Consider the following 17,117-nt stretch of genomic DNA (forward strand, 5'->3'; position numbering starts at 1 on the left):
CCTCTTCCATCCGCGCCACGAGAATGGCCGCGGCGTAGGTTTCCCGTTCGACATGGCCCACAGTTCGATATCCGGGCATGGCGATGGTGAGCCCGAGGTCGAGCCCGCCTGCGCCGGAGCAGAGCGAGAGGCCGAACAGGTCTCCGGCTCCGGAAGCGTGTCCGGAGGAAGGTAAAGCCAGGTCATGCATCGCCTCAGCGTGGGTTTGTCGCCAGATCGGCGAAGGTCTGGCCGGTCCCGTCCAGCACGGCCGCCTGGCCGGTGAACTCCTGCCAGCGCTCCACGGCGACATCGACATAGGCCGGATTGAGTTCGATCCCGTAGCAGACGCGATCGGTCGTCTCGGCCGCGATCAGGGTGGTGCCCGATCCCATGAAGGGCTCGTAGACCGCCTGGCCGGGGCTGGAATTGTTGAGTATCGGTCGGCGCATGCATTCGACGGGCTTCTGGGTCCCATGCACGGTTTCCGCATCCTGATCCTTGTTCGCGATCTGCCAGAGCGTCGTCTGCTTGCGGTCGCCTGCCCAATGGCCCTTGCCGGTCTTTTTGACGGCATAGAGGCACGGCTCGTGTTGCCAGTGATAATCTCCGCGGCTCAGCACCAACCGATCCTTGGCCCAGATGATCTGGGATCGGATGTTGAAGCCTGAAGCAGTCAGGCTGTCGGCGACCGTAGTCGCGTGCAGTGCACCGTGCCAGACATAGGCCACATCACCGGGGAAGAGCGCCCAGGCCTCGCGCCAGTCAGCCCGGTCGTCATTCAGCACCTTCCCGGTGCGCTTGGTTGCGGCAGCTCCCGCCTTGTTGCGCCAGCCGGGATCGTATTCGACGCCGTAGGGCGGATCGGTCACCATCAGCAGCGGTGTCACATCACCGAGCAGACGGTCCACGTCGGTGGCCACTGTCGCGTCACCGCAGAGCAGCCGATGTTTGCCGAGCACCCAGAGATCCCCGGAACGGCTGATCGGGGTTTCGGGGGCCGCTGGAACATTGTCCTCGCCTTCGCGGGAGTTGATTTCCGGGTCGACCTCTCCGGCCAACAACGCCTCGAGTTCAGCGTCGTCGAAACCGATGAGCGACAAGTCATAGTCCTCGGCCAGCAGGTCGTTGAGTTCAGCCGACAGCAGCGCTTCATCCCAAGTCCCGAGTTCGGTCAGCTTGTTGTCCGCGATGCGATAGGCCCGACGCTGCGCCTCGGTCAGGTGGCCCAGCACGATCACAGGAGCTTCGGTCAGACCGAGCTGCGTGGCGGCAAGCACCCGACCATGGCCTGCGATCAGTTCTCCGTCATCGGCGACGAGGCACGGCACGGTCCAGCCGAACTCCGCCATGCTGGCGGCGATCTTCGCGACTTGGCCTGCGCCATGCGCCTTCGCGTTTTTTGCATAAGGCTGGAGCTTGGCCAGCGGCCATGTCTCGATCGCGTCCGGGGCAAAGCTCAGCGTCATGATGTCGGTTCGCCTCAATGGGTTGGACCCTTGGACTCCGGACACCGGCCGCCAGCCTGGACTCCGCAAAGGGTCCAGCGGCCGCCGGGGTGTCCGGGTCCAAGAGTTTGTTTTGTTGTGGTTTTCAGCGGGTCGCGGGTGGATGCCTGCTAAGGGTGGCTTCCCAAAAAACCGGCCCTGTCGCTAGCGATATTGCGCGCTTCGCCCGCCCGTATACGTTTTGGGCCAGGAAGGAACCGCAAAGTCAGTGGGTTAGCGGCTTGGACCCCAGCTGGACCCCGGCTTCCGCAGGAGTATCCAACACGAAAAACGGGGACAGCCGTCTTCCAACGCGCTCTCCCCATCATGCCCTACGGGTAGCACGGAAATGTTGCATGTGTCGAACACAAAAGTGTTGCAACATATTGGAGTCGCTCAGACATTCAGCCGAGACGCGATCTTGGTCAAGGCCAGCTTGTGCTTGCGCCATGCCGTTGTGCGGTCGACGCCAAGCTCGCCGCTGATCTGTTTCCAAGGCACACGGGCGGCGCGAGACCAGATCAGCTTGCGCTCCTCCTCCTCGATCCAGAGCACCCAGTCGAAGGTCTGCTCGAGTCGGGTGATGGCGGCGGCCGACGGCCAGACCCGCATCGGCTGCGGATCCATCGCCGCGATCTCTCGCGCTGACCGCACGATGTCTGGCCATGCGTTGAAATACCCGCGCGCCTTGACTGGCGGCAGCTTGCGCAGCGTGCGAAACGCTTCCTCGAAATGGTCGGCGACATCGTCGGCAGTCCATGTCTTCTTCTCACCCATGGCGCACCTCCCCAGCGGGGCGTGGTCCATAAAGCTTGGTGCCCAGCTGTTCGAGGAGTTCGCGTTCTGGCCAGGTCAGGCGATGGTCATCGACTGAGACCGCCAGCACGCCTTGCTCGCGCCAGCCGTCACGCTTGACCTCTTCGGGTGAACGGCGTTGGCCGCCGTAGCCTTTGGGGACGTAATTCATGCCGCACCTCCCTGCGTCTCGATCGCCCAATGCAGAATCGCGATGGCATCTGCCTCGTTGTCATCTGCAGGACTGAACCCTCGCGCCTTGGCCGCAGCGATCATGGCAGCTTTGTTGGCGTTGCCCTTGCCAGTGGCGTGGCGCTTGATGGTTCCGACGGGCACACCCTCGTAGGGAATGCCTCGCAGCTCGGCCCAACAGGTCAAGGACGCCATAAGCCCGCCGTAGACATGTGCTGCGTCAGTCCCGGCGTGACGACGCACCTCTTCAAACCAAATCGTGCCGACAGGGCCGCTCAGCCGATCCAGTTCGGTGAGCCAATTGGTGAAGCGCAGATAGCGCATGCCGCCACCATCGTAGCGGCCGGGTTTGAACGACGCGGTACCTGTGGTGACCAGCCCGTCAAAGCCACGAAGCGCCCAGCCCGTGGTAGTGCCAAGATCGAGCGCCAGGATGGGGCGCAGCATTTGTGATTGGGTCATGACGACCTCCTCTTCGATGTGCTGGACGCGGCGAGAGGGCTAACCGGTGAAGGCTGCGGTCTCGCCAGGCCCCGAAGGGTGGTCTGGTCATGTCAGGTGCTGGGCGAATGATCCGCCCGGCACTTCTTTCAGTTTCTTCAGGCGAGCGGCTTGAAAGAAGTCTCGCCCTAAGCCTCTGGTCTGTATGGGTAATATACCTTCTTTCAATATTTCAATTATTTCATGGGGTGTGTCATCCTGTTTCCAGCCGCGCGCGCGAGGACACTTACATACAAGGCTCCTCTTGAAAGATTGAAAGAAGTGAAGGAAGGCAAAACCATTCATGTTTTCAGCCACTTGATGCTCAACTTCCTTCAATTGAAGAAAGCCCGCGTTTGAAAGAAGCTAGCCAGATAGCCGATACACCATGGCCCGACGCCCCCCAGTGTCCCGCATGCCGGTGGTGATGTCGCCGCTTTCGATCAAAGTCAGCAGGATCTCGTCTCGATCCCGCGCCTTCAGCCATTGAGAGGCCCGGGTGATCTCGGATTTGGTGATGCCCTTGGCACCTGCCGCGCGAATGATCTCTTTCAGTCGCTTCAGGTGAGCCTCCGTTTCAGTATCGGCCACATGCCGCTCGATGGCTTCCATGGTTCTGACCGCGAAGTGCCGCACGAAATCGATGGCCCATTCCGCCGCGTTGAGGTCGATCATGGGTCGCGCCGGGTCGCGACCGACGGCCACGATGAGCGCCAGCTTGAGGGAGTTCTCACCGATCCGGGCAAGGATCGCGGTGAACGCCGTGCCGCGGGCCGCTCGCAATTCCTCTGTCAGCGTGCCACTCAACTCCTTGAAACGGGCTTTTGCCTCCTCCGACATTGGCACCGTGATCGGGTTCACCGCCGTCGCTTGGCCCGGGGTCATTCCGGTGAGATTGCCGCTTTGCAGACCACCCCCAGCCGCCAGGGTCTTGAGCCCGTGGATCAGCGCGGAAGGTGTCTGCCGAATACCCGCCGCGAGGTTTTCGTCGGGGTAATCCTCGTCGCTGGGCAGAATGAGAAACCGGGCGAGCGATCCATCCACGACATTCGCACCCTGTAGTGCGCCCCAGAAATGCAGGGGCGTGGTTGTGCCATAGACGCAGAGACAGGGCTGGTTGATGTCGCGCCGGTCATTCGAGCCGTCCCGGTTGGCGTATTCGGCCCCCAGGAACACACCGCCTGCCGCCGTGTAGAGCTCGGTCATGTTGTCGAGGATCTCAGTGATGTGGCGCGGGCTGCGCTTGCGATCCGCGGCAGCCGACAGGAACATGCCGAACTCGTCGATCTGAAACAAGATCGCAGGCTGGCGGTGCAGCGCCGTCAGGAGGCCTGCCCCCGAAGCGATCTTGTTTCCGCCAAGGTGATGGGCGAGCCCGGCTTCAAAAAACACCTCGTTGATGATTTCCCGCGCGTGGTTCTTGCCCGACCCGCTATCGGCGATGCCGACGATGTAGAGGTTTGAGCGCAGATTGCTCTCGGTCCGGTAGTTCCGGCCCATGAGCGCGCCGATGGCGCAGAGACTTGCCCCCAGCGACAAAAGCGGCTGCGGTCGCCGTGCGGTTGACAGCATGTAAGCAGTTAGATCCCCGACCAGCCCGTCCGGCATATGTAGCGTGTAGGCGGCGTGATTGTCCGTTTCCGCGTCGGGCTCAGATGGGCTGCCCAACTGTGACAACAATCCTGCGGCAGGGTGGGCTTCCGCGCAGTCCGTAGATCCATCGAGGCGCAGCGAGGCGTCTGGCTTCCAGCCGCGCTCCAAGGCGAGATGGTAGATCGACCCCGCGCCGATCCGGTCCGGTTTGAAGCTTGTCCAGGCCTTGAGCGTGATCGCCGGTACGTCCTTTGCGGCCTGTGCCGACCATTGCGCAAAGACATCCTGGCCGTCTTCACCAAGCGCGCCTTTGAGCGCCATGCCGATCCGCATCCAACTGTCGTAATCAAGCTCGGCATTTGGCAGCCATTCGAGAGCCGCTTGAATGGCCGGCAGCGTGCCTGTCTGGCTGTGCCCGGTGAGATGTGGGTGCGCTGAGGGCGTCACCGCCAACCCGCGCTGCACGAGACCTTCTGGCAGCATCGCCTGGGCTGCCTCCAGAAATCCCAACGCCTCATCGGCCGTGATAGCCGGGAGGTCGGCAATATCGAGGTCCGCCAGCCCCTCCTCGGGCCAAGCATAGGGTGCGCCCGTGTCGGGATGGGTGGCGTAGGCCAGAAACTGCTGTCCGAGACAGAGCACCTCTAGTGGATTGCGCTTGATGCCACGAAACGGCGCTACCGCGCGATAGACCAGCATACGCTTTGGCGCTCGTCCAATCCGCAGCGCTGGTGTGTCACCAAGGCGATCGCGCGCCAGCTTCTCGATCTTCAACGCGAGCTCAGCATTTTCAGAAATGTCGATGTCGATAGCGGCAACAGCACCGCCAACCAGCCCGACACCGCAACCCGGCCAGGCAGACCAGGTCGCGACTTCGACCTCGGTCGTGGGGCGCGCGGCATGGCGGTTCCACTCCGGGTAGTCCACCCAGGCGCCACGCTGGAAACGGCCGGGCTTCTTGGTGCCCGGCGCAATGGGCAGGATGGCGTAGCCATTGGTGACAAGCCGCGCGCCGTAGCGCGCCATGTAGGAGGAGCTCTGCATCAGAAAGGCACCTCCGGCACCATACCGTCGAGCCGAGTGCGATCCCGCGCGGCAAGCTCGCGCAGGTGATCGCAATACCCGGTGACCACGACATCAATGAATTGATCCCATTCGGTCGCGCTCAAAGTCGCGAGATCGGATTTGCCGATGCTTTCCAGATAGGCACCGCCCTGCTGACCGCCGACGGTCATCGCCTCGGTCTCGTTGGGTGTGGGATCGATCATACCCTTCCTCCCATGGCAGATGTCCTGACATGCTCGGCAGCAGAGGAACTTGCGGCTTTGGTCTCGTCGCGGGTCCGAGACGGCGAAGACAGGGTCGAACCAGCCAAGCCCGCGAGGTTGCCGGTGGCAGACGGCGCAGAGGCCGTTGTGGAATACGTGCATGGGTCAAACCTGTAGCCGGTGATCTCGAAATAGCGACCCGACGGACGGACCGAGATGTGGCTGGGACGTGCCAAGCTGCGGGACAGCGTCAGGGCCTCGTTCACACTGCGCGGCATAGGCTGACCGGGTGCGCGTTTGCGCCACCAGTCTTCTGCCTTTCGCCGCGCGTAGCCCTGATGCTCAAAGCAGATCCACTCCTGATAGGTCGTGAGCCCGCAGCTATAGGTCACTTTCAGCGAGGGCCGACCGCCCCGCTTGTCGTGACGGCTGTAGGACAGGTTGCTCACGGCGACCCAATGCGGTGCCTTGGGCGAAAGGACGGGCAAAGTGGCTGCGGTCGGCGCGATCTTCACCTCACGCGGCGGGAACACATAGCCGCAATCCGGGCATTCCGCCGCCGAGAGCGCGACAATGCTATCGCAGTCCGGGCACACCTTGGTCGGTGCCTCACCCCCGCCACCGTCGCCGGGGCGCTTGGGCCGAACGAGGTCGATTGGCCCGTGGCGACGGACATTGCCGGCGAAGTCCAGCACCAGGCAGTTCTCCTTGCCCGGCGCGAGGCGGGTGCCGCGCCCGACCATCTGCACATAGAGCCCGGCCGATTGCGTGGGACGCAGGAGCGCGATCAGGTCGACGCCCGGCGCGTTGAAGCCGGTGGTCAGCACGCCCATCGAGGCCAGCGCCCGGATTTCGCCGCGCTTGAAGGCGGCAAGGATCGCATCGCGCTCGTCCTTCGGCGTGTCGCCAAAGATCGTGCGGCAGCTGATGCCCTGGCGGCCGAATTCCTCCGCCACATGGCGCGCATGCTCGACGCCCGAACAGAAGGCCAGCCAGGATTTCCGATCGCGGCCATGCTCGATGATCTCGGTCACGGCCGCGCGGGTGATGGCGTCTTGGTCGACCGCCGCCGCCAGATCGCGCGCAATGAAATCGCCAGCGCGGGTGCCCACCTTCGATACATCCAGCCGGGTGGCGGGCTGCTTCGAGACCAGAGGGCTCAGATACCCCGCGTCGATCAGCTCGCGGACCGGAGCCTCATAGGCGATGTCGGTGAAGAGCGCATTCTGCCCCTCGTGCAGCATCCCGCAGTCGAGCCGGAACGGCGTGGCGGTCAGCCCGATCACCTTGAGCGCCGGGTTGATCCCCTTCAGCGCGTCGAGGAAGCGCCGATACATCGTGCTCGATTTGCCGGGGATCAGATGCGCCTCGTCGATCAGCACCAGATCAGTATGGCCGATCTCGGCCGCGCGGCGGTGGATCGACTGGATGCCCGCGAAGAGAATCCGCGCATGCGCCTCGCGCTTGCCGAGGCCCGCCGAATAGATGCCCGCCGGGGCGTCCGGCCAGAGGCCGATCATCTCGGCATGGTTCTGGGCGATCAACTCGCGCACATGGGTCACGATCAGGATGCGCTGATCGGGCCAGGCCTTTAGCACGCCCTCGATGAAGGACGCCATGACGAGCGACTTGCCTCCTGCGGTCGGGATGACGACCAGCGGATTGCCGGTATGGGTCTGGAAATAGCCGTAGATCGAGGTGATCGCGGCTTCTTGATACGGGCGCAGGGTCAGCATGGCGCGGCCTCCGGGGAACGGGCGTCATTGGTCCAGGTCGAGCCGTCCGCCATGCGGTAGGTGACGACATCGTCGCCCGCATCGGTGATCTCGCCCGGGATGAGGTCGGGGATGAAGAGATGGCGGCCGCAGGCGGCGCGTTGCTCCGCCGGTGCGAGGATCCGGTCGTGGCGCACACAGTGCCAACCGCCATCAACTGGCGTCGCATGCAGGCAGGACCGGCAGGTCACCGCGACCCCATCGCCACCTTCGTGGCAAGCAGCATGGTGATCGCAGAACCGGCATTCGAACCAGGCCGGATCCTCGCTGATCCGCGCAGGCGGATGCTGGGCGAAGATGATGCGCCCCGCCTTCTCAAGAAGGCGTTCGGCCATGGTGCGGTCGACCTCGATGCGCTCGATATGCAGCGCGTCCGTGTCCTTGCAGACCGCGACGTAGAGAGCGCGCGTGATGCCCGTCAGGTGCATGTAGATCTGCATCTGCGCGGCGTGTTGGGGTTTGGCCAGAACGACGCCCGTGGCGGTCAACTCGTTGAAGCTCTTGACCGAGTGGGTCTTGAATTCCAGCACATGCCAGGTCTTCGGCGCCTCCAGGAGCCCGAGGGCCACGCCGTCGAGTGAGCCGCCGAAATGCCCGCCATGGGCCTCGACTCGGAACTGGCGACCGGTCTCCGGATCGACCTCGAGCACGGTCGCCCCGGTGGCACGCAGGTTGCGCACGAGCCGGTCCTCTTCCAACTGGCCCGTTTCAAAGAGGCGCAGCAGGCGGCCGGAATGGCGTGCCGGCGTGATCCAGCGGAAATCGTACCACAGCGCCCGGGCACAGGATTTGCCGATGATCGACGCCCCGAGGTGGTCGCGGAAACCATCGCCCTGCCGGGCCTCGTAGTCCGCATAGATCGCCGTCAGCGTGGGCGTGGGGGCTTCGGGAAGTTCTGCCATCACAGTCCCTCCCGTTCGCTACGGGCCTGGGCTTCGGCCAGAATACCGTCCCATGTTTTGGGGTCGTGGCGTTCGCGCAGGACGCCGATCAGCGCGTCCTTGAGTTTTTCGCGGCGACGGCGGCCGGTGCCCTGGGCGAGCAGTTCCGCGCGCTCACGGCACAGGTGGCGCAGGGCCGTGCGGGCCCGGTGGAACCAGTCTGGATCGATTGGCTTCTGACCGCGTTGCCGCGCAAGGTCGGCCGTGGCGATCTGCGTGCGGATCTTGGCGATGGCATCGTCGAGCTCGATCAGCCGGCGCTGATCATCAGGCAAACCGGGGCTGGTCGCAGCCGCGGCTGCGTTGGTCAATTCAGTCATAGGAGTATCCTCAGATGGGGTTGCGCGCTGCCCCGTCAGTCAGGGCGCAGGGCAGCGCGAAGGCTCAGCCCTTCTTGTTCCAGGGCGCGGAGGCCATTTTCGCAGGCGGCGTGGAGGCGCTCCCGCCATTGGGCGGTGTCGCAGCTTGCTGGGCCGCCGCTCCGGGCTCGGGCAGCAGGTAGCGAATGCCGTTGCTCTCGCCGTAGCCGTTCTTGGGCGGTTTGACCGTCACCTGAATGGTCATCGGGATGAGATGCAGCTCCTCGCTGTCACTGACCTGCATCTTGCCGGTGGCGTGACAGATCGCCGAAAGCGTCCGCTGCGCGATTTCGACCGTGGTTGGGTTCGGGTTCACCAGGTTCAGCTGGTCAAAGATCTTCCGACCCTTGTGTTCGCCCTCCAGGATATCGAGCATCAGCCACAGGAATTGGCCCATGCCATTGCGTGTCACGCGCATCTCGCTTTCGACGATCTGGGCGCGGTACTTGCCTGCGGGAAGAACCTCGTATGCGGTGGTGGGCTCGACGCCGGTCGCGTCGAAGGACGTATCGAAACGTGCCATGGTATTGTCCTTTCTGGATTATTCAGGCTGCGGCATGGCTGCGAGGAACTCCGACCATGAAAGCGGCAGGGTGTCCGGCAGGCCGTAACGGTTCTTGGCGAGGAAGGCGGGGCGCTCTTCGGTGTGCATGACGCGCGCACCGGACCCGAGCGCCCGGGTCACCTTCTTGTTGAAGCCGACATCGGATTTCGCGACCGAGATCTGATAGTTGGCGAAGAGCACCACGTCCGAATGCTCCTGCAGCAGCGCCGAGGCGCGGGTCTGCAGCTTGATCACATAGCGGTCGTAGGGCTCGTGCTCGGGGCTATCGAAACGCTTGATGTCGGTATGGGCGATCTGGATGACCACCATGCCTTTGCGGTCGCGCAGCGCGTTGAGCTTGTCGAGATATTCACGCCAGATGGTCAGCGCCTCGGCATAGCCCTTCCCGAACCCCGGCGTCTCGATCGAGGCCCAGCCGTTGCGTTTGCAGGCCTCGGCCCAGATCAGCGGCTCCAGCCAGTCGACGCTGTCGACGACGACCGTGCCGAAATCGTGGTCCTCGTTCGAGAGCGCATCGAGGGCCTCGGACACCTCCGCATAGCTGGTCGCGAGCGGGAAATGTGGGACCTGCAGCTTGCCCAGGCCATCCTCGGTCATGAGGAAGACGGGCCGGTCGGCATCGGCCGCGAAGGTGGATTTGCCCACCCCGGCCACGCCGTGGATCAGGATACGCGGCGGCTGAAGCACCGAAGCTGTGCGCAGGGAAGCGAGCGAAATGGCCATCAGCGCACCTCCTCGTTCAGCACGAGGCGGAACTTGGGCTTTCCGGTGCGGACCGTGCGCGCGGGCTCGAAGCCCTTACGCCAGCTCTCCGGGAGCGCGGCGTATTTGCGTTCCGACACCTTCAGCGTGGTCTCGATGAACTCGGCAGGGTTTTCGCCCGATGCGGCGATGGTTTCGGCCAGTTCTGCCAGCGCGCGCTGATCCCAATCGATGCGTTTTGGCAGATCAGCGATCACGGTGACGCCGTCATCCTCGAACCGGATCGTGCCGGTGTCCTTGCCCGCCTCCTGGCGGTTGTCATGGGCGCGGTCGGCATATTTCAAGGCGATCGCGCCTTCGAGCCAGTCGGACACCGTCTTGGCCCGCTGGAGGTCTTGCTGTGCCGTCTCTTGCAGCAACGCCAGTTGGTCTGCGGAAAGCGCGGCGATCTCGCCGACGGGCATGGCGGGAATATCCGCGAGGGTGATGTGGTTAGGGATCGTCATTGCAGCCCCCTTACGCCGACATCGGGCGATGGGGTTCGCCGTCTGCGCCGCGGATCTGCTCGGCCTCGAATGCCTCGACATCTTCGAGGCGGTAGATCACGCGGCCTCCGAGCTTGATGAATTTCGGGCCTTCGCCCGTCCACCGCCAACGCTCCAACGTCCGGTGCGAGATGTTCCAGCGAGCCGCCAGCTCGATCTGGGAAAGGTGCCTTGTCGCCATGTGAACCTCCTTGGGGATTGTGCGAACAGTTGCGGGACCAACATCGCGGAGGAGGTGGGAGGCACCGGGGAGGCAGCCGGGAGGCAAACTGGAAGTTCGAAAAGATCTCCGCGCCGAAATCAAAAAAGGCCGCCCCAAGGACGGCCTTTCTCAAAAATCATGCAGACGCGGCGTAATCTAAAATGGCTTGCTGCCAAGAGCTTCTTGGATGCGTGCCAGCAGTAACCGACAGGCTACGCGTCGATATCCCAAAGGTAGTTGATGTTACGGATATAGGTTTCAACCTTATGCACATCGTCTTGGATCAGATACTGATGGAATATCTCATATCCGTCCTCCGCCAAAGACGGGACATCGGTCATCTCGCCAAAGGTGATGGCCCAAGAGTCCCCATGCTCGGCGTCGACCACCTCGTTGATGACCCGGGTAACCTCTTCCCGGTAGGCGCGCTTCTGGTTATCGCTCAGACGGGCAGCAGACATCGAGTTGAACACGACGGTCACGCCGCCCTTCCGCTCGCCGATCATGGATACTGCGTGCAGAAGGCCAGCCATTAACAGCGCCTCCACGCATGGAATGATCCGCTCATCATGGTCTTCATCCCAGATGATCGCGACGTTTTGGACAGAAGCCTGCTGACGCAATTCGCCTTTTTCCGATCGCCAAGACAGCGCTTGGACTACGGAATAGTGCGTGCCGCGACCGATGTGACCGGCCGGAGTAGGTTCATCAAAGATGCAGTGAAGGTGGGGAGAATACTTCGGAGTATCATGCTGAGGCATGAGCTTTTCCTTTCATTTAGAACTGTTTCAGACGGCTTGCGCCATCGCTCTTTGCAGGTTCCCCTGCCGCGCTGCAGCCTTCCGGCATTCACGCATGACTCCGGGATCTTCAACCCGACCGTCACGTCAGACGTAAAGGCGACACATTCTCATTTCAAGTGTGAGGCCTGCCAAATTCGGGCGAAACATCAATCACGGCTCAATCCAGCAGTTGCCATCGTCAAATCTGATGAAGGTTTGCCAATCATCACGTCGGCCAAAGGCTTTCTTGAGCGAGTTGACCTGGCCACCATATCCTGCCTCTTCCAGCACCGCTGCAACCCGCAGAACCGGTGAACCGGACCAGTAGGCGGCAAACAAGATCTGTAGAAGCAGCCGCTGTTTGTCGCCACCGAAGCTGAGGGTCTTGTCACCATGCCAAACGAGCCCGCAGTCATCCGAATGATCTATCGGGAACCGTCGCTGCGCCTGCCCGGGGAACACCCCCGCCCCGAGGATCTGCGGTGAGATCGCGAGCTTGGTGGGATCACCCGCGACATCCGCAACATTGATGATGTGATTTCGCTTCTGGGAGGTCTCCGGGAAATACCCACCGGCCGTCGAGGTCAGGATGATGCGGATTTCCTGTGGAGGCCTGCGTCCGATGAGAGCTTCGAGCTGCGCCCAGATCCCCGGGTCGCTGAGCCGTCGGGCGAACCAGACGGGAACCGGAGCTTTCGCTCCGGCAAGCTTGATGGTTCCCACATCCCAGATGAGATCGGCGATCAAGGGTGTCGGACGGGAGGGCCCGGCACGCTCGAACGCCACCAGCATCTTGGCGAGGGCCAGACCATAGTCGACCCTGCACGCCGCGATGTCCTGATCGGTCACCATGATCCATCGGCCAATGCTATCGTGATAGCCGTACGATTGCAGTTCGGCCGACCACGTCGCCTCAAACGGCTCATCTTCGTAGTCGTCCATACCCGCAACGACCGGGACATGCCCGCTCGGAACCAGCAGGTTGGCCTTAAACAATGCGTCTGTCGCAGCGCGCGAGATCTGGTGCAGCGCCGATACCTGAAGCGACGGGCTGCGGGCTTCCATGGCCCGCAGCAGAAGGTCGATCGCACGCTTACTCAAGGACGTCGCCTTCGTCGCTGTCATCTTTCAGGATGCCCCAGAGCCGCAGGTACTTCTCGCCGATCAGGCGCTCTTGCGGCGTCATGTCCTTCAGGTTGCAGCCATGCGGCATGGTCACGGTCAGAGACAGAGACTTGCCGCGCCCGCCGGATGGACCGGGGTGGAACTTGATCGTGAAACGCGCCCGGGTGATCACCCACTCTGGCACCTCACCGGTAACCCCGTGGGCGAAGGACCCTCCGCCGATGTCCAGACCAATGCGATGCTCGGCCATCTGCCAGATCGTCCGGTCTGCGCCCGACATGGATTCCAGCGTGATGCGTTCCTTTGCATCGCCGAGATCCATCAACCGCAATTCCTTGACGGTAACGCCGGCGATTCCGTCTGCCGGATCGGTCGGAAAATCGAACGGCTGAAGAAGCATGCTGAGATCGTATTCCCGCAGCGGCAGCTGTTGCTTTTCGTCAATGGTAATGCCGAGCAGATCCCGCGCCATGAAACGCGTGAGATCCATACGATCCTCACGGGTCTTGGCCACGACCTCGATCACGCCGGTCGCTGCCTCATAGGTCAGCGCAGCCTCAAATACGGGCTTGACGATGCGACGTGACAAGGTGCTGTCGGCGTCGAAACCCAGCATGTCCTCGGGGCGGCCCTCACGGTAGACGGCCACCTGAACGAGTTCGCATTCTTCACCATCAAGGATCACCCGGTGGCGATCAAAGATGTCGACATGCACGTTGGGCGTTTCGAACCGTTCACGGATCGCGGCAGTGAAGGCCGCAATCGAGATCGGGTCTTTCTTTACGTCCAGACCTTCATCGACACCGAAGCCGCTCCAGGACCGCCCACGCCGACGCTCGTCGTTATAGCGGACCTCTTCGGCCAGCCGGAAGCGGTCCGCCTCGTTCAAGAACACCCAGAGTGACCGATTGTTGGGGCCCTCGAGCGTGTCGAACGTCCCGCGATCCAGCACGACATTCTGCAAGGCATTCTGTCCGGGCTCATCCGCGAGGGCGGCAACGCGCCCAGCGTCAAGGATGACGCGCTGCTTTTCAGCCTCGTCCATGTCGTCGACGGCCTTGATTAAAGGCTCGACAACCTCCGGCTCGGGTTTGGTCCAGTCGACCGGAGGAAGGGAGGTGAAGCCGCCTGCGGTAAAATAGTCCTGCAGCCGGGGAATCGGGGTTTTGCGGAGGAAGGAAGCAATCGCTGTCATGACGTGGCCTTTCTAAGCCTGGGAGGGAGGAGGACGACAGAATCGCGAAGATGCGATACGATCATGTTCGATGTATACCGAACAAAGCGTCAGGTCTACTTGCGCGGCACAATTTTGTTCGGCATATCGAACAAACGTCCTCTGACCAAGGAAACCAAGGATGATACGATGACCACGTCCCTCGGTGCCAAGATCAAGCGCCACCGCAAGGAGAAGGGATACTCCCTCGACAAACTCGCGGCGCTGACCGCCTCCAGCAAAAGCTATCTTTGGGAGCTCGAGAACCGCGATACACGAAAACCATCCGGCGAGAAGCTGACCCGCATTGCCCAGGCACTGGAGGTCACGACCGACTACCTCCTCGATGATAGCGAGGAGCCCGGTGACGAGGTTCTGAAAGAGGCGTTTTTCCGCAAGTTCAGCAAGCTCGATCCCGAAGACCAACAGAAAATCAACCAGATGATCGATATGTGGGGAAAGAAGGATTGAGCCTGCCCACGACACCACAGGGTTGGGCGATCCGCCTGACGCAGATCCTGTCGCTGCACCAAGCAGCCCATGGCCTGCCTCGGTTCCCCATCGATGTGGCGGGGCTCGCGCAGGACTTCTCGCGTCAGGTCTTTCCGGACGCGCCGATCACAATGGTCGGCGGGCTGGACCTGTCCAAGGGCATCGAAGGCATGCTGACGCCCAATCCTGACGGTTCCGGAGAGTGGGGCATCATCTATAACGAGACGGTCCGCTCGCCAGGACGGCGCAACTTCACGCTGGCCCATGAGCTGGGCCACTACCTCCTGCACCGGCAGCTGCATCCACAGGGACTGCAATGCACCAACCGCAACATGGCCGATTGGGATGAGGCTCGGAACAAGATCGAGGCGGAGGCAAACACATTCGCCTCCTACCTGCTGATGCCGCTGGACGATTTCCGCGCACAGATCAAAGGACGGATCGTCGACATCGACGTGATGACCGAACTCGCAGATCGATATGCCGTATCGCTCACCGCCGCGATCCTGAAATGGATGACGATCACCGACAAGCGCGCGATGATCGTGGTTGGCAAGGAAGGCTTCATCGACTGGGCCTGGTCCAGCGAACCCCTGTTGAAGTCCGGGATCTTCTACCGGGCACGCCAAGTCGTGACGGAATTGCCCGCAGTGTCATTGGCGGCGCAGGAAGTCGATTGGGACACAGGTCGCCACGGCGTTGAGCATTCGGCCGGGGTCTGGCTGGGCAACGAACCGGTCCGCGAGATGACGGTGTTCTCCCCGGGAAACGAAATGTCGATCTCACTGCTGCTCTATCCCGACCAGGCGCCCTTGCGTTGGGAGATGGCCGAGCTCGAGGAAGAGGCTACCGTCGATGCGTTCGACAAATTCATGGGCGGTTCCGGGCGGTGATTCGCCATGAGGCCCGGTTAGGACGGCCAATGAACTGACAAAGCGCATACGCAGATTTGCGCGGCTCTTCGCACAGGTCGCAGAATTCCACAAATTATTGATTTACTTGTGTTTTCCTGATTTCGCGATACCATTCGGGCATCATCTCAATCGCGAAAAGTCGCCATGTCATTCGATCCAAAAGGCCCGATTTCCGGGCCCAATCCCCTGTGCCCTGAGCGCATGTCGCCTGAGGCGCGCCTCGAAGAAATCGGCCACATCCTCGCTGCCGGCTTGGTTCGTGTTCTGGCTGAGAAGTCCAGTTCTTTATCTGCCGAAACTGGAGACCGTTTCGTGGACTTACCGCCCCGAAAGAGCGGTGGTCGTCGCAGGAAACGTATCCGCATCGGAGGAATTGATGAAGCATCAGAGTAAGATAACACCACCTGCGCCGGGCCAGGATGCCAGCCTGGATCAAACGGTCCTGTCGCGCCTGGCCGCATTGAAGATCTTGTCCGTCAAGGAATTGAAGGCCGAATGGGAAACCCTGATGGGCAGCTCAGCGCCCAACAACAGCCGCGCGTTCTTGGTGGGTCGGCTCGCCTATCGCATTCAGGAACTGACCTATGGCGGGCCAGATCGCGAAACCCGACGCATGCTCGATCTGCTCGCCGACGAGGTCGAAGGAATCGCGCGTCGCAAGCATCAGATCACGGATCCTCGCAATCCCGTCCCGGGCACGCAGCTCATCCGCGACTGGAACGGCGTCGAGCATACGGTGACCGTGCTTAAGGACGGGTTCGATTGGGAGGGCCGTAAGTACAAGTCGCTCTCCGGCGTTGCTCGCGAGATCACTGGTACGCGCTGGAACGGCTACCGTTTCTTCGGCCTGCAAACCGGTTCGCGGGAGGTTTGACCATGGACAGCAAAACAAGTCCGAACCGCCGCTTGCGCTGCGCGATCTACACCCGCAAGTCCACCGAGGAAGGGCTCGACATGGAGTTCAACAGCCTCGATGCGCAGCGCGAGGCCTGCGAGGCTTATATCGCCAGTCAGCGCTCCGAGGGCTGGGCCTGCTTGCGCGAGCGTTACGACGACGGCGGGTTTTCTGGTGGCACGCTCGACCGCCCGGCGTTGAAACAGCTGATCGCCGATGTCGAAGACGGCCTCGTGGATGTGATCGTGGTCTACAAGATCGACCGCCTCAGCCGCGCCCTGATGGATTTTTCGAAGTTGGTCGAGCTTTTCGACCGGCACGGCGTGACCTTCGTGTCGGTGACCCAGTCCTTCAATACGACAACATCGATGGGACGGCTCACACTGAACATCCTGCTCAGCTTCGCGCAGTTCGAGCGTGAGGTCACGGCCGAGCGGATCCGCGACAAGGTCGCCGCCTCGCGGAAAAAGGGCATGTGGATGGGCGGCTATGTCCCCCTCGGGTACGATGTCGTCGACCGCAAGCTCATCGTGAACGAGGACGAGGCGGTGCAGGTTCGGCGGATATTCGAGCGCTTTGTCGAACTTGGATCCGCTACGGTTCTGGCGCGAGAGCTCCGCCGCGAAGAGGCACGCAACAAGCAGGGGACGCTGATCGACAAGGGCTATCTCTACCGGTTGCTCAAGAACCGCGTTTATCGCGGTGAAGCCGTCCACAAGGGTACTGCATATCCCGGCGAGCATGATGCCATCATTGGCGCCGACCTCTGGGACCGCGCCCACGCCATCCTGCAAGAGAGCCCCCGGAAACGCG

The 17,117-nt window shown here is 62.2% G+C and carries 22 protein-coding genes; 5 read left to right on the forward strand and 17 right to left on the reverse strand.

Features of this window, described 5'->3' with window-relative positions:
* From AC2FNE_RS22485 to AC2FNE_RS22565, 17 genes are all read right to left on the reverse strand, one after another.
* Positions 1 to 186, reverse strand: a 186-nt coding sequence (locus AC2FNE_RS22485) for a hypothetical protein (RefSeq protein ID WP_496806336.1), incomplete at its 3' end; no start/stop codon positions are given.
* Between the two features lie 8 nt (positions 187 to 194).
* Positions 195 to 1,448, reverse strand: a complete 1,254-nt coding sequence (locus tag AC2FNE_RS22490) for a site-specific DNA-methyltransferase (protein ID WP_496806337.1) — start codon at positions 1,446 to 1,448, stop codon at positions 195 to 197.
* 414 nt (positions 1,449 to 1,862) lie between these two features.
* Positions 1,863 to 2,243 (reverse strand): DUF6362 family protein, encoded by a 381-nt coding sequence (locus tag AC2FNE_RS22495; protein ID WP_127657533.1) that lies wholly within the window; start codon positions 2,241 to 2,243, stop codon positions 1,863 to 1,865.
* Entirely contained in the window at positions 2,236 to 2,433 is a 198-nt protein-coding gene (locus AC2FNE_RS22500) for a hypothetical protein (RefSeq protein WP_496806338.1), read from the reverse strand. The genes AC2FNE_RS22495 and AC2FNE_RS22500 overlap by 8 nt, the downstream gene beginning before the upstream one ends.
* A complete protein-coding gene (locus AC2FNE_RS22505; protein ID WP_496806339.1) occupies positions 2,430 to 2,915 on the reverse strand; it encodes a hypothetical protein in 486 nt (161 codons plus the stop codon). The genes AC2FNE_RS22500 and AC2FNE_RS22505 overlap by 4 nt, the downstream gene beginning before the upstream one ends.
* A 384-nt stretch (positions 2,916 to 3,299) precedes the next feature.
* The gene (locus AC2FNE_RS22510) at positions 3,300 to 5,570 is read right to left on the reverse strand and encodes a DUF3987 domain-containing protein (protein WP_496806340.1); all 2,271 of its coding nucleotides are present in this window, start codon (positions 5,568 to 5,570) and stop codon (positions 3,300 to 3,302) included.
* Positions 5,570 to 5,794 carry a DUF6511 domain-containing protein gene (locus AC2FNE_RS22515; protein ID WP_496806341.1) on the reverse strand — a complete coding sequence of 75 codons (225 nt, stop codon included), beginning with the start codon at positions 5,792 to 5,794 and terminating at the stop codon, positions 5,570 to 5,572. The genes AC2FNE_RS22510 and AC2FNE_RS22515 overlap by 1 nt, the downstream gene beginning before the upstream one ends.
* The gene (locus AC2FNE_RS22520; RefSeq protein ID WP_496806342.1) at positions 5,791 to 7,530 is read right to left on the reverse strand and encodes a DEAD/DEAH box helicase; all 1,740 of its coding nucleotides are present in this window, start codon (positions 7,528 to 7,530) and stop codon (positions 5,791 to 5,793) included. The genes AC2FNE_RS22515 and AC2FNE_RS22520 overlap by 4 nt, the downstream gene beginning before the upstream one ends.
* The gene (locus tag AC2FNE_RS22525; RefSeq protein ID WP_496806343.1) at positions 7,524 to 8,471 is read right to left on the reverse strand and encodes a PDDEXK family nuclease; all 948 of its coding nucleotides are present in this window, start codon (positions 8,469 to 8,471) and stop codon (positions 7,524 to 7,526) included. Before AC2FNE_RS22525 ends, AC2FNE_RS22520 begins: the two co-directional genes overlap by 7 nt.
* Complete coding sequence (locus tag AC2FNE_RS22530; protein WP_496806344.1) at positions 8,471 to 8,830, reverse strand: hypothetical protein; 360 nt, start codon at positions 8,828 to 8,830, stop codon at positions 8,471 to 8,473. The genes AC2FNE_RS22525 and AC2FNE_RS22530 overlap by 1 nt, the downstream gene beginning before the upstream one ends.
* 64 nt (positions 8,831 to 8,894) lie before the next feature.
* Complete coding sequence (locus tag AC2FNE_RS22535; protein WP_137703158.1) at positions 8,895 to 9,392, reverse strand: DUF669 domain-containing protein; 498 nt, start codon at positions 9,390 to 9,392, stop codon at positions 8,895 to 8,897.
* Positions 9,393 to 9,410: 18 nt separating this feature from the next.
* Positions 9,411 to 10,157: an ATP-binding protein gene (locus tag AC2FNE_RS22540; RefSeq protein WP_496806345.1), complete on the reverse strand. Its 747-nt coding sequence runs from the start codon at positions 10,155 to 10,157 to the stop codon at positions 9,411 to 9,413.
* On the reverse strand, positions 10,157 to 10,642 hold the full coding sequence (locus tag AC2FNE_RS22545; protein WP_496806346.1) for a hypothetical protein: 486 nt from the start codon (positions 10,640 to 10,642) through the stop codon (positions 10,157 to 10,159). Before AC2FNE_RS22545 ends, AC2FNE_RS22540 begins: the two co-directional genes overlap by 1 nt.
* A 10-nt stretch (positions 10,643 to 10,652) precedes the next feature.
* Complete coding sequence (locus tag AC2FNE_RS22550) at positions 10,653 to 10,862, reverse strand: helix-turn-helix transcriptional regulator (RefSeq protein ID WP_036175309.1); 210 nt, start codon at positions 10,860 to 10,862, stop codon at positions 10,653 to 10,655.
* Between the two features lie 233 nt (positions 10,863 to 11,095).
* Complete coding sequence (locus AC2FNE_RS22555; RefSeq protein ID WP_496806347.1) at positions 11,096 to 11,644, reverse strand: hypothetical protein; 549 nt, start codon at positions 11,642 to 11,644, stop codon at positions 11,096 to 11,098.
* 192 nt (positions 11,645 to 11,836) lie between these two features.
* Entirely contained in the window at positions 11,837 to 12,766 is a 930-nt protein-coding gene (locus AC2FNE_RS22560; protein WP_496806348.1) for a hypothetical protein, read from the reverse strand.
* Positions 12,759 to 13,985 (reverse strand): hypothetical protein, encoded by a 1,227-nt coding sequence (locus AC2FNE_RS22565; RefSeq protein WP_496806349.1) that lies wholly within the window; start codon positions 13,983 to 13,985, stop codon positions 12,759 to 12,761. Before AC2FNE_RS22565 ends, AC2FNE_RS22560 begins: the two co-directional genes overlap by 8 nt.
* Before the next feature lie 63 nt (positions 13,986 to 14,048).
* Here AC2FNE_RS22565 and AC2FNE_RS22570 point away from each other — a divergent pair, with 63 nt between their 5' ends.
* The 5 genes from AC2FNE_RS22570 to AC2FNE_RS22590 all read left to right on the forward strand — a co-directional run.
* Positions 14,049 to 14,474 carry a helix-turn-helix domain-containing protein gene (locus tag AC2FNE_RS22570; protein ID WP_496806350.1) on the forward strand — a complete coding sequence of 142 codons (426 nt, stop codon included), beginning with the start codon at positions 14,049 to 14,051 and terminating at the stop codon, positions 14,472 to 14,474.
* Positions 14,471 to 15,388, forward strand: coding sequence for an ImmA/IrrE family metallo-endopeptidase (locus tag AC2FNE_RS22575; protein WP_496806351.1), 918 nt, complete (start codon positions 14,471 to 14,473; stop codon positions 15,386 to 15,388). The genes AC2FNE_RS22570 and AC2FNE_RS22575 overlap by 4 nt, the downstream gene beginning before the upstream one ends.
* Positions 15,389 to 15,553: 165 nt before the next feature.
* The gene (locus AC2FNE_RS22580; RefSeq protein ID WP_496806352.1) at positions 15,554 to 15,802 is read left to right on the forward strand and encodes a hypothetical protein; all 249 of its coding nucleotides are present in this window, start codon (positions 15,554 to 15,556) and stop codon (positions 15,800 to 15,802) included.
* Complete coding sequence (locus tag AC2FNE_RS22585; RefSeq protein ID WP_496806353.1) at positions 15,786 to 16,283, forward strand: DUF2924 domain-containing protein; 498 nt, start codon at positions 15,786 to 15,788, stop codon at positions 16,281 to 16,283. The genes AC2FNE_RS22580 and AC2FNE_RS22585 overlap by 17 nt, the downstream gene beginning before the upstream one ends.
* 2 nt (positions 16,284 to 16,285) lie before the next feature.
* The coding region (locus AC2FNE_RS22590; RefSeq protein ID WP_496806354.1) for a recombinase family protein at positions 16,286 to 17,117 on the forward strand (832 nt) is incomplete at its 3' end.

The organism is Ruegeria sp. YKSD179, from assembly GCF_059612885.1.

Excerpts from the sequence above, each read along its gene's own strand:
- AC2FNE_RS22490 (WP_496806337.1), bottom strand. The coding sequence starts at position 1,448 with ATGACGCTGAGCTTTGCCCCGGACGCGATCGAGACATGGCCGCTGGCC.
- AC2FNE_RS22495 (WP_127657533.1), bottom strand. The coding sequence starts at position 2,243 with ATGGGTGAGAAGAAGACATGGACTGCCGACGATGTCGCCGACCATTTC.
- AC2FNE_RS22500 (WP_496806338.1), bottom strand. The coding sequence starts at position 2,433 with ATGAATTACGTCCCCAAAGGCTACGGCGGCCAACGCCGTTCACCCGAA.
- AC2FNE_RS22505 (WP_496806339.1), bottom strand. The coding sequence starts at position 2,915 with ATGACCCAATCACAAATGCTGCGCCCCATCCTGGCGCTCGATCTTGGC.
- AC2FNE_RS22510 (WP_496806340.1), bottom strand. The coding sequence starts at position 5,570 with ATGCAGAGCTCCTCCTACATGGCGCGCTACGGCGCGCGGCTTGTCACC.
- AC2FNE_RS22515 (WP_496806341.1), bottom strand. The coding sequence starts at position 5,794 with ATGATCGATCCCACACCCAACGAGACCGAGGCGATGACCGTCGGCGGT.
- AC2FNE_RS22520 (WP_496806342.1), bottom strand. The coding sequence starts at position 7,530 with ATGCTGACCCTGCGCCCGTATCAAGAAGCCGCGATCACCTCGATCTAC.
- AC2FNE_RS22525 (WP_496806343.1), bottom strand. The coding sequence starts at position 8,471 with ATGGCAGAACTTCCCGAAGCCCCCACGCCCACGCTGACGGCGATCTAT.
- AC2FNE_RS22530 (WP_496806344.1), bottom strand. The coding sequence starts at position 8,830 with ATGACTGAATTGACCAACGCAGCCGCGGCTGCGACCAGCCCCGGTTTG.
- AC2FNE_RS22535 (WP_137703158.1), bottom strand. The coding sequence starts at position 9,392 with ATGGCACGTTTCGATACGTCCTTCGACGCGACCGGCGTCGAGCCCACC.
- AC2FNE_RS22540 (WP_496806345.1), bottom strand. The coding sequence starts at position 10,157 with ATGGCCATTTCGCTCGCTTCCCTGCGCACAGCTTCGGTGCTTCAGCCG.
- AC2FNE_RS22545 (WP_496806346.1), bottom strand. The coding sequence starts at position 10,642 with ATGACGATCCCTAACCACATCACCCTCGCGGATATTCCCGCCATGCCC.
- AC2FNE_RS22550 (WP_036175309.1), bottom strand. The coding sequence starts at position 10,862 with ATGGCGACAAGGCACCTTTCCCAGATCGAGCTGGCGGCTCGCTGGAAC.
- AC2FNE_RS22555 (WP_496806347.1), bottom strand. The coding sequence starts at position 11,644 with ATGCCTCAGCATGATACTCCGAAGTATTCTCCCCACCTTCACTGCATC.
- AC2FNE_RS22565 (WP_496806349.1), bottom strand. The coding sequence starts at position 13,985 with ATGACAGCGATTGCTTCCTTCCTCCGCAAAACCCCGATTCCCCGGCTG.
- AC2FNE_RS22570 (WP_496806350.1), top strand. The coding sequence starts at position 14,049 with ATGTTCGATGTATACCGAACAAAGCGTCAGGTCTACTTGCGCGGCACA.
- AC2FNE_RS22580 (WP_496806352.1), top strand. The coding sequence starts at position 15,554 with ATGTCATTCGATCCAAAAGGCCCGATTTCCGGGCCCAATCCCCTGTGC.
- AC2FNE_RS22585 (WP_496806353.1), top strand. The coding sequence starts at position 15,786 with ATGAAGCATCAGAGTAAGATAACACCACCTGCGCCGGGCCAGGATGCC.